Annotated in this window: 14 protein-coding genes; 10 read left to right on the plus strand and 4 right to left on the minus strand. The window is 58.0% G+C overall.

The window, feature by feature from the left end:
• Positions 1-4: 4 nt before the first annotated feature.
• A complete protein-coding gene (kdpA, locus tag SOM40_RS06265; protein ID WP_320530745.1) occupies positions 5-1,684 on the minus strand; it encodes a potassium-transporting ATPase subunit KdpA in 1,680 nt (559 codons plus the stop codon).
• Positions 1,684-1,773, minus strand: a complete 90-nt coding sequence (gene kdpF / locus SOM40_RS06270) for a K(+)-transporting ATPase subunit F (protein WP_071886481.1) — start codon at positions 1,771-1,773, stop codon at positions 1,684-1,686. Before kdpF ends, kdpA begins: the two co-directional genes overlap by 1 nt.
• Positions 1,774-2,082: 309 nt before the next feature.
• Between kdpF and SOM40_RS06275 the strand changes: the two genes are divergently transcribed.
• From SOM40_RS06275 to nei, 10 genes are all read left to right on the plus strand, one after another.
• Entirely contained in the window at positions 2,083-2,289 is a 207-nt protein-coding gene (locus tag SOM40_RS06275; protein ID WP_106992808.1) for a YbfA family protein, read from the plus strand.
• Positions 2,290-2,877: 588 nt separating this feature from the next.
• The gene (phrB, locus tag SOM40_RS06280; RefSeq protein WP_106992363.1) at positions 2,878-4,290 is read left to right on the plus strand and encodes a deoxyribodipyrimidine photo-lyase; all 1,413 of its coding nucleotides are present in this window, start codon (positions 2,878-2,880) and stop codon (positions 4,288-4,290) included.
• Positions 4,291-4,300: 10 nt separating this feature from the next.
• On the plus strand, positions 4,301-5,044 hold the full coding sequence (locus SOM40_RS06285) for a type 2 GTP cyclohydrolase I (RefSeq protein ID WP_166181877.1): 744 nt from the start codon (positions 4,301-4,303) through the stop codon (positions 5,042-5,044).
• 14 nt (positions 5,045-5,058) lie between these two features.
• Complete coding sequence (gene pxpB, locus SOM40_RS06290) at positions 5,059-5,715, plus strand: 5-oxoprolinase subunit PxpB (protein WP_320530744.1); 657 nt, start codon at positions 5,059-5,061, stop codon at positions 5,713-5,715.
• A complete protein-coding gene (gene pxpC, locus SOM40_RS06295) occupies positions 5,709-6,641 on the plus strand; it encodes a 5-oxoprolinase subunit PxpC (protein ID WP_320530743.1) in 933 nt (310 codons plus the stop codon). The genes pxpB and pxpC overlap by 7 nt, the downstream gene beginning before the upstream one ends.
• The gene (gene pxpA, locus SOM40_RS06300) at positions 6,631-7,365 is read left to right on the plus strand and encodes a 5-oxoprolinase subunit PxpA (protein ID WP_320530786.1); all 735 of its coding nucleotides are present in this window, start codon (positions 6,631-6,633) and stop codon (positions 7,363-7,365) included. The genes pxpC and pxpA overlap by 11 nt, the downstream gene beginning before the upstream one ends.
• 35 nt (positions 7,366-7,400) lie before the next feature.
• On the plus strand, positions 7,401-8,111 hold the full coding sequence (locus SOM40_RS06305; RefSeq protein ID WP_106992367.1) for a DUF969 domain-containing protein: 711 nt from the start codon (positions 7,401-7,403) through the stop codon (positions 8,109-8,111).
• Entirely contained in the window at positions 8,108-9,103 is a 996-nt protein-coding gene (locus SOM40_RS06310) for a DUF979 domain-containing protein (protein ID WP_106992368.1), read from the plus strand. The genes SOM40_RS06305 and SOM40_RS06310 overlap by 4 nt, the downstream gene beginning before the upstream one ends.
• A 9-nt stretch (positions 9,104-9,112) precedes the next feature.
• The gene (gene pcp / locus SOM40_RS06315; RefSeq protein WP_320530742.1) at positions 9,113-9,757 is read left to right on the plus strand and encodes a pyroglutamyl-peptidase I; all 645 of its coding nucleotides are present in this window, start codon (positions 9,113-9,115) and stop codon (positions 9,755-9,757) included.
• 13 nt (positions 9,758-9,770) lie between these two features.
• Positions 9,771-10,562, plus strand: a complete 792-nt coding sequence (gene nei / locus SOM40_RS06320; RefSeq protein WP_320530785.1) for an endonuclease VIII — start codon at positions 9,771-9,773, stop codon at positions 10,560-10,562.
• Positions 10,563-10,643: 81 nt separating this feature from the next.
• On the opposite strand, the gene SOM40_RS06325 is transcribed toward nei, so the two are convergent.
• Together SOM40_RS06325 and SOM40_RS06330 are read right to left on the minus strand one after the other, a co-directional pair.
• On the minus strand, positions 10,644-11,930 hold the full coding sequence (locus tag SOM40_RS06325; protein WP_166181881.1) for a citrate synthase: 1,287 nt from the start codon (positions 11,928-11,930) through the stop codon (positions 10,644-10,646).
• Positions 11,931-12,135: 205 nt separating this feature from the next.
• Complete coding sequence (locus SOM40_RS06330) at positions 12,136-12,243, minus strand: hypothetical protein (RefSeq protein WP_418936630.1); 108 nt, start codon at positions 12,241-12,243, stop codon at positions 12,136-12,138.
• Positions 12,244-12,457 lie beyond the last annotated feature (214 nt).

The raw sequence follows: 12,457 nt of genomic DNA on the forward strand, positions 1-12,457 counted from the left end.
AAAATCAGCGTAAAGAGAGATGTTCCGCGACCGGGCCTAAGGCGAGGGCGGGAATAAAGGTAAGGGCGCCCACCAGCAGGACGGTGCCAATCAGCAGACCGACAAACAGCGCACCGTGGGTGGGTAGCGTGCCGCCAGAGGCGGGCTGGCGGGTCTTATTGACCAGCGATCCGGCGATCGCCATCACCGGGATAATCACCCCAAAGCGTCCGATTAACATGCAGAACGCCAGCAGGCAGTTCCAGAACGGCGAGTTGGCGCTCAGCCCCGCAAAGGCGCTGCCGTTGTTGTTGGACGCCGACGACACCGCGTACAACACCTCACTGAACCCGTGGATCCCGGGGTTGAAGATGCCGCTGCGTCCGGCCTCGGTCATCAGTGCCAGTGCGGTACCGAGCAGCACCAGCGCCGGGGTGACGAGGATCGCCAGCGCGGTGAGCTTCATCTCCCGCACGTCGATTTTTTTGCCCAGATATTCCGAGGTGCGGCCAATCATCAGCCCGGCGATAAAGACCGCCAGCAGCACGAACAGCAGCATCCCGTACAGGCCCGATCCAACGCCGCCAAACACCACTTCCCCAATCTGCATCAGCCACAGCGGGATCATCCCGCCCAGCGCGGTGAAGGAGTCGTGCATGGCATTGACCGCCCCGCAGGAGGCGGCGGTGGTGACCACGGCGTACAGGCTGCTGGCGAGAATGCCAAAGCGGCTCTCTTTGCCCTCCATATTGCTGTTGCTGTCGGCACCCAGCAGCATGAAGTGGCTGTTGCCCTGCCACTCCGCCCACATCACCAGCGCGGCGCAGATCGCAAAGATGATCGACATGGTCCAGAGGATCGCGTGCCCCTGGCGGCGATCGCTGACCGCCTCGCCAAAAGCAAAGCACAGCGCGGTGGGGATCAGAAAGATCGCCAGCATCTGCACGGCGTTAGTCAGGGCGGTCGGGTTCTCAAACGGATGGGCTGAGTTCGCATTAAAGAAGCCGCCCCCGTTGGTACCGAGCATTTTGATCGCCTCCTGGGAGGCCACCGGCCCCATCGGCAGCAGCTGTTTGGCCCCTTCCAGCGAGGTGAAGGGCTGATACGGCAGCAGGTTTTGCAGCACGCCCTGCTGGATAAACAGCAGCGCGATGACCAGCGACAGCGGCAGCAACACCCACAGGGTTATGCGGGTCAGGTCGACCCAGGCATTGCCCAGGGTGGTGACATTCTGGCGGGCAAAGGCGCGGGTGAGGGCGAAGATTACCGCGATGCCGCTGGCCGCTGAGAGGAAGTTTTGCACCGTCAGCCCGGCCATCTGGCTGAAATAGCTCAGGGTGGTCTCCCCGGCATAGGACTGCCAGTTGGTATTGCTGACAAAGCTGACGGCGGTGTTCAGCGCCAGATGCCAGGAGAGGCCGGGGAGCTGCTGCGGGTTGAGCGGCAGATATCCCTGCAACATAAGCATGGCGAACAGCGCTGCCAGGCCTACCCCGTTCAGCAGCAGAATTGCCATGAGATAGTGACGCCAGCCCATCTCGTCGGAACGGATCCCGAGCAGGCGCAGCAGTCCTGCATCAAGGGCTTGCACCCCAGGCAGAGGCAGGCCGTTAATCATCCGTGCCAGCCACATCCCCAGTGGCCGGGCAAGTATGAATAGCACCAGCAGAAAGCCGGCGATAAGCAGAAATCCTTGTGCGGCCATCAGAATGCCTCCGCGTTCAACAGGGCATAAATTAGATATCCCAGTAACAGGAATACCAGCACGATGCCCGCAATTACACCTGCACTCACAATTCACCTCCGGGTGACATTAGTAATGGTGCAAAGGGTAAAATTTCGGTCGCAAAGATTTCGCAAAAATCAGAGGGAGAGGTGTAAAAAAAGTATAAAGAGGGATAAAACCATAATTTAACTAATGATTAGTATAAATTTAACTTTTCGGTAACTAAATTACGGCGTGATGTGTAAATATTCACTAAATGGATAAGAAAAAGTGGTCGGATGAGTAGTAAAATTACAGCCAAAGCGTTATTATTTTCACCAGATAACCAGTTTTATTTTTCCGGAGAGGGTTTCCGGCCAGAAAGAGGGGAGAAAATGATGGAATTTTACAAAGCATATCCGGCACATATCGTTTTTATTCGCCGCACTTTCGCTGTTCTGGCGGGTGTTCTGGCGTTACCAGTGATGCTTTTCTGGAAAGAACGTGCTCGTTTTTATAGCTATCTGCATCGCGTCTGGGCCAAAACCAGCGACAAACCGGTGTGGATGGATCAGGCCGAAAAAGCCACTTGTGATTTTTATTAAGTATTAAGAAAGACTACACACAGCACCTGCAGCAATAAAAAAACCGCCATAGCAATATGGCGGTTTTTTTTATCCCTCGGGATTCGCGGTCCGTTGGGAAGACTGCAACTCTACCAGAGAAGGCCATTCTCGCTGAACGGAAACCCGTGGTCAAACCGCGTGACCTAAACATATTCTCAAAGAAGCGTAACATAGGTTTACCACCGGGCCATACCTTCTATTATGAACCGTCTCTTTTCGCCATCTCGCAAATGGGCACCGGTCCCGGGAAAGGTCTATCAACAACCGTTGCAACTCGTACCAGAGCTTGTGTCTGCCGGATTATCACCGGTGGTGAACGGTGGAGCGGTTAGTTTGCAGGGACCGCATAATGAAACGCTATCTATGTATCGCGTTCATTGTCGCCAGCGTACTCGTGGTAAGAAGTGACGATCCAGCCGTGTTCGTTACCCTTACTTCATTCACGCAGGACAAGTAGCGTTAAGGCCGCCATCAGGGCGGCCTTTTTTATGCCAGTATGGCTACACTTGTTAAAGCAAAGTATCCTCGGTGACTTGTAGATGTTACAGACGATAATCCTGGAGTGTTATGGCCACCCATCTGGTCTGGTTTCGCGCCGATCTGCGCATCCACGACAACCTGGCGCTTGCCGCCGCCTGCCGCGACAAAAATGCCCGTGTGCTGGCCCTTTTCATCGCCACGCCGCAACAGTGGCAACAGCACGCCATGGCACCGCGCCAGGCCGCGTTTCTTCACGCCCATCTCAACGGTCTGCAGCAGCAGCTCGCCGATAAAGGCATTCCTCTGCTGTATGCCCAGGTTGATGATTTTGCGGCGCAGGCTGAGAAAGTGGTTCAGCTTTGCGACGAGCATGACGTTACCCAACTCTTTTATAACTACCAGTACGAACTGAACGAGCAGCAGCGCGATCGCCAGCTGGAACGTATGCTGGAGGTGGTGACCTGTCAGGGATTTGATGACAGCGTTATCCTGCCCCCGGGCAGCGTCATGACCGGCAATCACGAGATGTACAAAGTGTTTACGCCGTTTAAAAACGCCTGGCTGCGGCGGCTGAAAGAGGGGCTACCCGAGTGTGCGGCGGCACCTGCCGGGCGCGAAGGCGAGAAGGTCACGCCCGTGGCGCTGGATTTTGACTATCCGCAGCAGCCGTTCGATACAGCGCTGTTTCCGGCAAGCGAGAAAGAGGCGATTGCCCGGCTGCGCCAGTTCTGCCAGCACGATGCGGGCGAGTATGAAACCCAGCGCGATTTCCCGGCGATTGAAGGTACCAGCCGTCTCTCCGCCTGTCTGGCGCTGGGGGTGCTGTCACCCCGTCAGTGCCTGCACAGATTGCTGGCTGAGCAACCCCAGGCGCTGGAGGGCGGGCCGGGCGCAGTGTGGCTGAACGAACTTATCTGGCGGGAGTTTTATCGTCACCTGATGACGTATCACCCTGATTTATGTAAATATCGACCATTCATCCGCTGGACTGATAATGTGAAGTGGCAGGCTGAAGATGCCCAGCTGCAGGCCTGGCAAGATGGACAGACCGGCTATCCGATCGTCGATGCCGCCATGCGCCAGCTGAATGAAACCGGCTGGATGCACAACCGCCTGCGGATGATCACCGCCAGCTTCCTGGTGAAAGACCTGCTTATCGACTGGCGAGCCGGGGAGCGTTACTTTATTTCGCAACTGATTGATGGCGATCTGGCCGCCAACAATGGCGGCTGGCAGTGGGCGGCGTCAACAGGAACCGACGCGGCCCCCTATTTTCGTATTTTTAACCCGACAACCCAGGGGCAGAAGTTCGATACCGACGGCGTGTTTATCCGCCGCTGGCTACCGGAGCTGGCTACCGTGCCGGACAAAGCCATCCATGACCCCTGGACCTGGGCGGACAAGCAGGGGATCCCCCTCGATTATCCGCGCCCGGTTGTCGATCATAAACAGGCACGCGTCGCCACGCTGGCAGCGTATGAAGCCGCCCGGAAAGCGTAAGGGAGCAACAATGAAAAACAGTGAACTGGAAAGACTGATTAACGACAAGCTGAACAGCGCAAGCTTCAGCGACTATGCGCCGAACGGCCTGCAGGTGGAAGGGCGTGAGCAGGTGCAGAAGATTGTCACCGGCGTGACCGCAAGCCAGGCGCTGATCGACGAGGCGGTGCGCCAGCAAGCCGACGCGGTCATTGTCCACCACGGCTATTTCTGGAAAGGGGAGTCCCCGGTGATCCGCGGCATGAAGCGCAATCGCCTGAAAACGCTGCTGGAAAACGACATCAATCTTTACGGCTGGCATCTGCCGCTGGACGCGCATCCGGAGCTGGGGAACAACGCCCAGCTGGCGGCGCTGCTTGGCATTACCATCATGGGTGAAATTGAGCCGCTGGTGCCCTGGGGCGAACTCTCCATGCCGGTCCCGGGTCTGGAGCTGGCGTCATGGATTGAAGCCCGACTCGGACGTCGTCCGCTGTGGAGCGGCGATACCGGGCCAGACACCGTACAGCGCGTCGCCTGGTGTACTGGCGGTGGGCAGGGCTTTATTGACAGTGCGGCGCGCTTTGGCGTCGATGCTTTTATTACCGGCGAAGTGTCGGAGCAGACTATTCACTCTGCCCGGGAGCAGGGGCTGCATTTTTATGCGGCAGGACACCATGCTACGGAACGCGGCGGCATTCGCGCCCTCAGCGAATGGCTGACGGAAACCACTGACCTGGATGTCACCTTTGTGGATATCCCTAATCCAGCCTGATGAGAGGTATATAAGTGCAGCGAGCACGTTGTTATCTGTTAGGCGAAACCGCCGTCGTACTGGAGCTCGAGCCGCCGGTCACCCTGGCGACGCAAAAGCGGATCTGGCGACTGACCCAGCGACTGGGTGAAATTCCCGAAGTGGTGGAAGCCATTCCGGGGATGAATAACATCACCGTGGTGTTGCGCAATCCTCACTCGGTTGCGCTGGATGCGATTGAGCGTCTGCAGCGCTGGTGGGAGGAGAGCGAGGCGCTGGAGCCCGAGTCGCGCTATATCGAAATCCCGGTGGTGTACGGCACCGCAGCGGGTCCCGATCTGGGCGAAGTGGCCCGGCACGCCGGGTTGACCGAGAAACAGGTCGTGGAGCTGCACTCGTCCATTGATTATGTGGTCTGGTTTTTAGGTTTTCAGCCGGGCTTTCCTTATCTGGGCGGGTTGCCTGAGCAGCTCGCGACGCCGCGCCGGGATGAACCCCGGCTGCAGGTTCCGGCGGGCTCGGTGGGGATTGGCGGGGCGCAAACCGGCATTTATCCGTTAGCCACCCCTGGCGGCTGGCAGCTGATTGGGCACACCCCGTTGCCGCTGTTCGATCCCGAACGTGATGAGCCGGTGCTGCTGCGACCGGGCGATACCGTGCGGTTTATCCCGCAGAAGGAGGGGGTATGCTAAAAGTTATTCGCGCAGGGCTCTATACCTCGGTGCAGGACGGTGGACGCATCGGTTTTCGCCAGTCGGGGATCAGCTACTGTGGCGCGCTGGATAAACCGGCCCTGCAGATTGGCAACATCCTGGTGGGCAACGACCCGGACGATGCCGCGCTGGAGATCACCCTCGGGCAGTGCACTTTTGAATTTGAACAGGACGGCTGGTTCGCCCTGACCGGGGCGGGCTGCGACGCCCGGCTTGACGGCGCGGCGGTCTGGACCGGCTGGCGTCTGCCGGTGAAGGCCGGGCAACAGCTCACCCTGAATCGCCCCCTGCGCGGCATGCGTAGCTATCTGGCGATTGCGGGTGGCATCGACGTGCCATCGGTGATGAACTCCCTCAGTACCGACCTGAAGGTGGGACTCGGCGGCCACGGAGGGCGTCTGCTGAAAGATGGCGATCGGCTGGCGGTTCGGCCTGGCGGGCGCGAGTTCCTCGAAGCCCAGGGCGTTAAGCAGCTGCTGTGGGGTAACCGCGTGCGCGCTTTGCCGGGGCCGGAATACCACGAGTTTGATAAGGCCTCGCAGGATGCGCTCTGGCGTCTGCCGTGGCAGCTCAGCCCGCAAAGTAACCGCATGGGCTATCGCCTGCAGGGGCAGAAGCTGGTGCGCAATACCGAGCGTGAAATGCTGTCGCACGGCCTGCTGCCGGGCGTAATCCAGGTGCCGCACAACGGGCAGCCGATCGTACTGATGAACGATGCCCAGACCACCGGGGGCTATCCGCGGATCGCCTGCATCATCGAGGCCGATATGTACCACCTGGCACAGGCCCCGCTCGGACAGCCGATCCACTTTGTCCCCTGTACGCTGGAAGAGGCGCTCGACGCGCGTCGGATCCAGAAGCAATACATCGAACAACTGGCGTGGAGGTTGCATGATCGCGGTTGATTTAAATGCCGATTTAGGCGAAGGCTGCGGCAGCGATGCCGCGCTGTTACAGCTGGTGTCGTCAGCCAATATCGCCTGTGGTTTTCACGCTGGCGATGCTCAGACCATGCTGGCCTGCGTGCGTGAGGCGTTAAAAAATGGGGTCTCCATCGGGGCGCACCCAAGCTTTCCGGATCGGGAAAATTTTGGCCGCACGGCCATGACCCTGCCGCCGGAGACGGTCTATGCGCAAGTGCTGTACCAGATTGGCGGCCTGGCGGCGATCGTGCGCGCCGAAGGAGGGCAGCTGCGTCACGTGAAACCGCACGGCATGCTCTATAACCAGGCGGCAAAAGATCGCGATCTGGCCGATGCCATCGCACGGGCCATCTCTACCATCGACCCGGATTTGATTCTGGTGGGGCTGGCAGGGAGCGAGCTGATCCGCGCGGGGACGCGCTATGGCCTGATTACCCGGGAAGAGGTGTTCGCCGATCGCGGATATCAGGCTGACGGCAGCCTGGTGCCGCGTACCCAGGCCGGGGCGCTGATCGCCGATGAAGATCAGGCTCTGACGCAAACCCTGGAGATGATCCAGCGCGGACGGGTGAAAAGCATTACCGGTGAATGGGCCACCGTGCACGCGCAGACGGTGTGCATTCACGGTGACGGAGAACACGCCCTGGCCTTTGCCCGTCGCCTGCGCACAGAATTTGAAGCAAACAATATAAAAATCAGTGCATAACGCACACTTGCAAACACCACAACAGGAAACAGAACATGGCAGAGACGCTATCCCTCTGGCCACTCATCGGTATCGCGGTGATTGTGGTCGGGTTTTTATTACGCTTTAACCCGGTGCTGGTGGTCATTGTCGCCGGGATCGTCACTGGCCTCGCGGCACAGATGCCGGTTGCCACCATCCTGGAAAAACTGGGTGAAGGGTTCCTCAACACCCGCAACCTGCCGTATATCCTGCTGATCCCACTGGCGGTTATCGGCCTGCTGGAGCGTCACGGCCTGAAAGAGCGGGCCCAGGCGTGGATCGCGAAGATCCACAGCGCTACCGCCGGTCGTCTGCTGATCGTCTATCTGTTTGTCCGCGAAGCGACGGCGGCGATGGGGCTGACCAGCCTCGGCGGGCATCCACAGATGGTGCGCCCGCTGCTGGCACCGATGGCAGAAGGGGCGGCAGAGAAGAAATATGGCGAACTGCCAGGGGCGGTGCGCTATCGCCTGCGGGCGATGTCGGCGGCCACCGATAACGTCGGGCTGTTCTTTGGCGAAGATATCTTTGTCGCCTTTGGCGCCATTATCTTTATGCATAACTTTATGCTCGAATCCGGTGGGATCCAGACCGAACCGCTGCATATTGCTCTGTGGGGTATCCCGACGGCGCTCTGCGCCTTTGCGATCCACGCCACCCGCCTGTACCGCCTGGATAAGCATCTGGAGCGCGAGCTGGCTAAAGTGCAGGGAGAAGCGAAATGAATTTCCAGCAAAGCTATCTCTACTGGCTGGCAGGCCTGATCCTGCTGATCGTGGCGCTGATGTCGTTTCGCGATAAAGCCAACCCGCGACGCATCACCACCGGCCTGTTCTGGGGCATTTACGGCCTGCTGTTCCTGCTCGGCAACTGGACCTACGAGCTGGTGGGCGACAAGCGCACGGTTCATATTGCCGTCGGTGTGGCAGTGGTCGGGCTGGCGCTGATCGCCGGTTTTGGCGGCGTGCGCCTGGGCAGCTATCATCAGCGCACCACAGAAGAGCGTGAGAGCAGCGCAAAGCGTCTGGGCAATCGCCTCTTCTTACCGGCACTGGCTATCCCGGTGGTGACGGTGGTGGGCGTGCTGATGTTTAACCACATTCCGGGCCTGCAGGAGACGCTGTTCGGGCCGGGCAACCACTCGACGCTGGTGACCTTGTTCTCGATGACGGTCGGCTCGCTGGTTGGTCTGGCGATGGCGGTCAAAATGACCCATGAAAAAGTGCATCAGCCCCTGCAGGAGGCGCGCCGTCTGCTCGACTCCATTGGCTGGGCCTTTATTCTGCCGCAGATCCTCGCCACCCTTGGGCTGCTGTTTACCGCGGCCGGGGTCGGGGAGGGGATTTCATACCTTACCCAGACGTATCTGGCGGTCGACAGCCGCTTCATCGCGGTGGCGGTTTATGCCATCGGCATGGCGCTGCTGACCATGGTGATGGGCAACGCCTTTGCCGCTTTCCCGATTGTGACGGCGGGCATCGGCATTCCGATCCTGGTTCTGCAGCACGGCGGCAACCCGGCGGTGATGGCGGCGATTGGCATGTTCTCCGGCTACTGCGGTACCCTGATGACGCCGATGGCGGCCAACTTCAACATCGTGCCCGCGGCTCTGCTGGAGCTGCCCGATAAAAACGCGGTTATCAAGGCGCAGGTGCCTACCGGGGTACTGCTGCTGATTGCCAACGTGTTCCTGCTCTACTTCCTGATGTTCCTGTAAGGAGAAATGATGCAAACCGTATTAATCACGGGTTTTGAGCCCTTTGGTGGCGAAACCGTTAACCCCTCCTGGGAAGTGGTGAAGCTGCTTGATGGGATGATTATTGACGACTGTCGCGTGGTGGCCAGACAGCTGCCCTGCGTGTTCGGCGAGTCGTTAGAGGTGCTGAATGCGGCCATTGACGCGCTGCAGCCCACCGTGGTGCTGGCGATAGGGCAGGCCGGTGGCCGCGTGGATGTCACCGTCGAGCGAGTGGCGCTCAACGTCGATGACGCGCGCATCCCGGATAACCGCGGGCAACAGCCGGTGGACGTCGCCATCGTGCCGGGTGGCCCGGCCGCCTGGTTCAGCACGCTGCCGATCAAAGCGATGGTGGCGGCGCTGCGCGAAGCCGGTATTCCTGCTTCGGTTTCGCAGACGGCTGGCACATTCGTCTGCAACCATGTGATGTATGGCGTACTGCACAAGCTGGCCGACTGGCCGGAGGTGAAAGGCGGCTTTATCCATATCCCCTACCTGCCTGAGCAGGCCGCGGCGCACCCCGGAGCCCCGAGCATGGCCGCGCACACCGTGAAGCAGGCGCTGGAGATTGCCATTACGGTGGCGTTGCGCCAGGCGCACGACATCAAAGTGATCGGCGGTGCAACGCACTAAATAAGGAGTCATGATGCCAGAAGGCCCGGAGATCCGCCGTGCGGCGGATAGCCTGGAGGTGGCGATAAAAGGCAAACCACTCACCGACGTGTGGTTTGCTTTTCCTCAGTTAAAACCCTTTGAGTCCCGGCTTATCGGGGAGAGGGTCACGCATCTGGAGACGCGCGGCAAAGCGCTGCTCACTCACTTCTCCAACCAGTTGACGCTCTACAGCCATAACCAGCTTTACGGCGTCTGGCGGGTGGTAGATACCGGCCATGAGCCAGAGACTACGCGGGTGTTGCGCGTTAAGTTACAGACCGCAGAGAAAACCATTCTGCTCTACAGCGCCTCGGATATTGAGATGCTGACGGCGGAGCAGCTCACCACCCATCCCTTCCTGCAGCGGGTGGGACCGGATGTGCTGGATTTACGCCTGACGGCAGAGGATGTGAAAGCGCGGTTATTGTCAGCAAAATTCCGCAACCGGCAGTTTTCCGGACTGCTGCTGGATCAGGCGTTTCTCGCCGGTTTAGGCAACTATCTGCGGGTGGAGATCCTGTGGGAGGTGGGGCTGGCGCCGCAGCATAAAGCGTCACAGCTGACCGAAGAGCAGCTCGATGCGCTGGCGCACGCGCTGCTGGCTATTCCGCGCCTGTCGTACAACACCCGTGGGGTGGCGAACGAGAAGAAGCATCACGGGGCACTGTTCCGCTTTAAGGTGTTTCATCGGGCGGGGAAAAAGTGCGAGCGGTGCGGTGGGGTAATTGAGAAAACGACATTGTCGTCGCGACCGTTTTACTGGTGTCCTGAGTGCCAGATATAAAAAAGCCGGGTGGCGGCTTCGCCTTACCCGGCCTACGTCGTTTTGTAGGCCCGGCAAGCGTAGCGCCGCCGGGCATTGCTATTAGCGTTTGGTAATATCGGTTTCGAAATTACGCTGCTCGTAGCCGGTGTACAGCTGACGTGGACGCGCAATCTTCATCCCGTCGGTGTGCATTTCGTTCCAGTGTGCAATCCAGCCCACGGTACGCGCCATCGCAAAGATCACGGTAAACATGGAAGACGGAATGCCCATCGCTTTCAGGATGATACCGGAGTAGAAGTCGACGTTCGGGTAGAGTTTCTTCTCGATGAAGTACGGGTCGTTCAGCGCGATGTGTTCCAGCTCCATCGCCACCTGCAGCAGGTCATCTTTGGTGCCCAGTTCTTTCAGCACTTCATGGCAGGTTTCACGCATCACGGTTGCACGTGGATCGTAGTTTTTGTAAACGCGGTGACCGAAGCCCATCAGACGGAAGGAGTCATTCTTGTCTTTCGCGCGACGAACGAACTCAGGAATGTGCTCAACGGAGCTGATCTCTTCCAGCATCTTCAGTGCAGCTTCGTTCGCGCCGCCGTGTGCCGGTCCCCACAGGGAGGCGATACCTGCAGCGATACAGGCGAACGGGTTAGCGCCGGAGGAGCCTGCGGTACGCACGGTAGAGGTAGAGGCGTTCTGCTCGTGGTCAGCGTGCAGGATCAGAATACGATCCATGGCGCGTTCCAGAACCGGGTTCACTTCGTACTCTTCGCACGGCGTAGCGAACATCATACGCAGGAAGTTACCGGCGTAGGAGAGGTCGTTACGTGGGTAAACAAACGGCTGTCCAATGGAGTATTTGTAACACATCGCGGCCATGGTAGGCATTTTGGACAGCAGACGGAATGCGGCGATATCGCGATGACGCTGGTTATTCACGTCCAGGGAGTCATGGTAGAACGCAGCCAGCGCACCAGTGATCCCGCACATGACCGCCATCGGATGTGAATCACGACGGAACGCATGGAACAGACGGGTGATCTGCTCATGAATCATGGTGTGGCGGGTAACGGTGGTTTTGAACTCATCGTACTGTTCCTGGGTCGGCTTTTCGCCGTTCAGCAGGATGTAGCACACTTCCAGATAGTTGGATTCGGTGGCTAACTGATCGATGGGGAAACCGCGGTGCAACAGGATGCCTTCGTCACCGTCGATATAGGTGATTTTGGACTCGCAAGATGCGGTGGAAGTAAAACCAGGGTCAAAGGTAAACATACCTTTAGAACCAAGACTACGGATATCAATAACATCCTGACCGAGCGTGCCTTTTAGCACATCCAGTTCGATAGCAGTATCACCATTTAGGGTGATTTTTGCCTTAGTATCAGCCATTTACGGTCTCCTTAGCGCCTTATTGCTTAAGACTGCCCTTAACCGGATTTGCATTCAACTGATTTATCATTGTTACCAGTTTGTTATTTGGCTCGCCGCTCAGCTCACGAGGAGAAACCAGGGTACAGAGCAATGGCGCTAGCAGGTAAGCGAATGAGAAATCAGAGAAATAACAGCAAATCAGTGTTTGTGCAGTCCGAATTATTCAAACCTGTATATCACTAATAACTGTCCTGATAACTTCGGTCAATACCATCACACTGTTACATAACTTATTCTCAGGTGAAAGAGAGACCTCATAACTTTTGCGCATTATATGCCTTTTCTGGTGATGTTTGTAACAATAATGTTTAAGATTTGTCAAATCAGATGATTAAAAATTAAAAAGATGTTGTTATCGTGACCCTGATCACTGTTCCGCATAAAACCAGACAAACTGTATGTAGGTTAATTGTAATGATTTTGTGAACGGCCTATACTGCCGCCAGGTCTCCGGAAAACCCTGCAATCCCGAGCCAACCAGCGTT

The sequence above is a fragment of the Leclercia sp. CFBP8987 genome, assembly GCF_034044995.2.
In the GTDB taxonomy this organism is placed as follows: domain Bacteria; phylum Pseudomonadota; class Gammaproteobacteria; order Enterobacterales; family Enterobacteriaceae; genus Enterobacter; species Enterobacter tamurae.

Excerpts from the sequence above, each read along its gene's own strand:
- kdpA (WP_320530745.1), bottom strand. The coding sequence starts at position 1,684 with ATGGCCGCACAAGGATTTCTGCTTATCGCCGGCTTTCTGCTGGTGCTA.
- SOM40_RS06275 (WP_106992808.1), top strand. The coding sequence starts at position 2,083 with ATGGAATTTTACAAAGCATATCCGGCACATATCGTTTTTATTCGCCGC.
- phrB (WP_106992363.1), top strand. The coding sequence starts at position 2,878 with ATGGCCACCCATCTGGTCTGGTTTCGCGCCGATCTGCGCATCCACGAC.
- SOM40_RS06285 (WP_166181877.1), top strand. The coding sequence starts at position 4,301 with ATGAAAAACAGTGAACTGGAAAGACTGATTAACGACAAGCTGAACAGC.
- pxpC (WP_320530743.1), top strand. The coding sequence starts at position 5,709 with ATGCTAAAAGTTATTCGCGCAGGGCTCTATACCTCGGTGCAGGACGGT.
- SOM40_RS06305 (WP_106992367.1), top strand. The coding sequence starts at position 7,401 with ATGGCAGAGACGCTATCCCTCTGGCCACTCATCGGTATCGCGGTGATT.
- SOM40_RS06310 (WP_106992368.1), top strand. The coding sequence starts at position 8,108 with ATGAATTTCCAGCAAAGCTATCTCTACTGGCTGGCAGGCCTGATCCTG.
- pcp (WP_320530742.1), top strand. The coding sequence starts at position 9,113 with ATGCAAACCGTATTAATCACGGGTTTTGAGCCCTTTGGTGGCGAAACC.
- nei (WP_320530785.1), top strand. The coding sequence starts at position 9,771 with ATGCCAGAAGGCCCGGAGATCCGCCGTGCGGCGGATAGCCTGGAGGTG.
- SOM40_RS06325 (WP_166181881.1), bottom strand. The coding sequence starts at position 11,930 with ATGGCTGATACTAAGGCAAAAATCACCCTAAATGGTGATACTGCTATC.
- SOM40_RS06330 (WP_418936630.1), bottom strand. The coding sequence starts at position 12,243 with ATGCGCAAAAGTTATGAGGTCTCTCTTTCACCTGAGAATAAGTTATGT.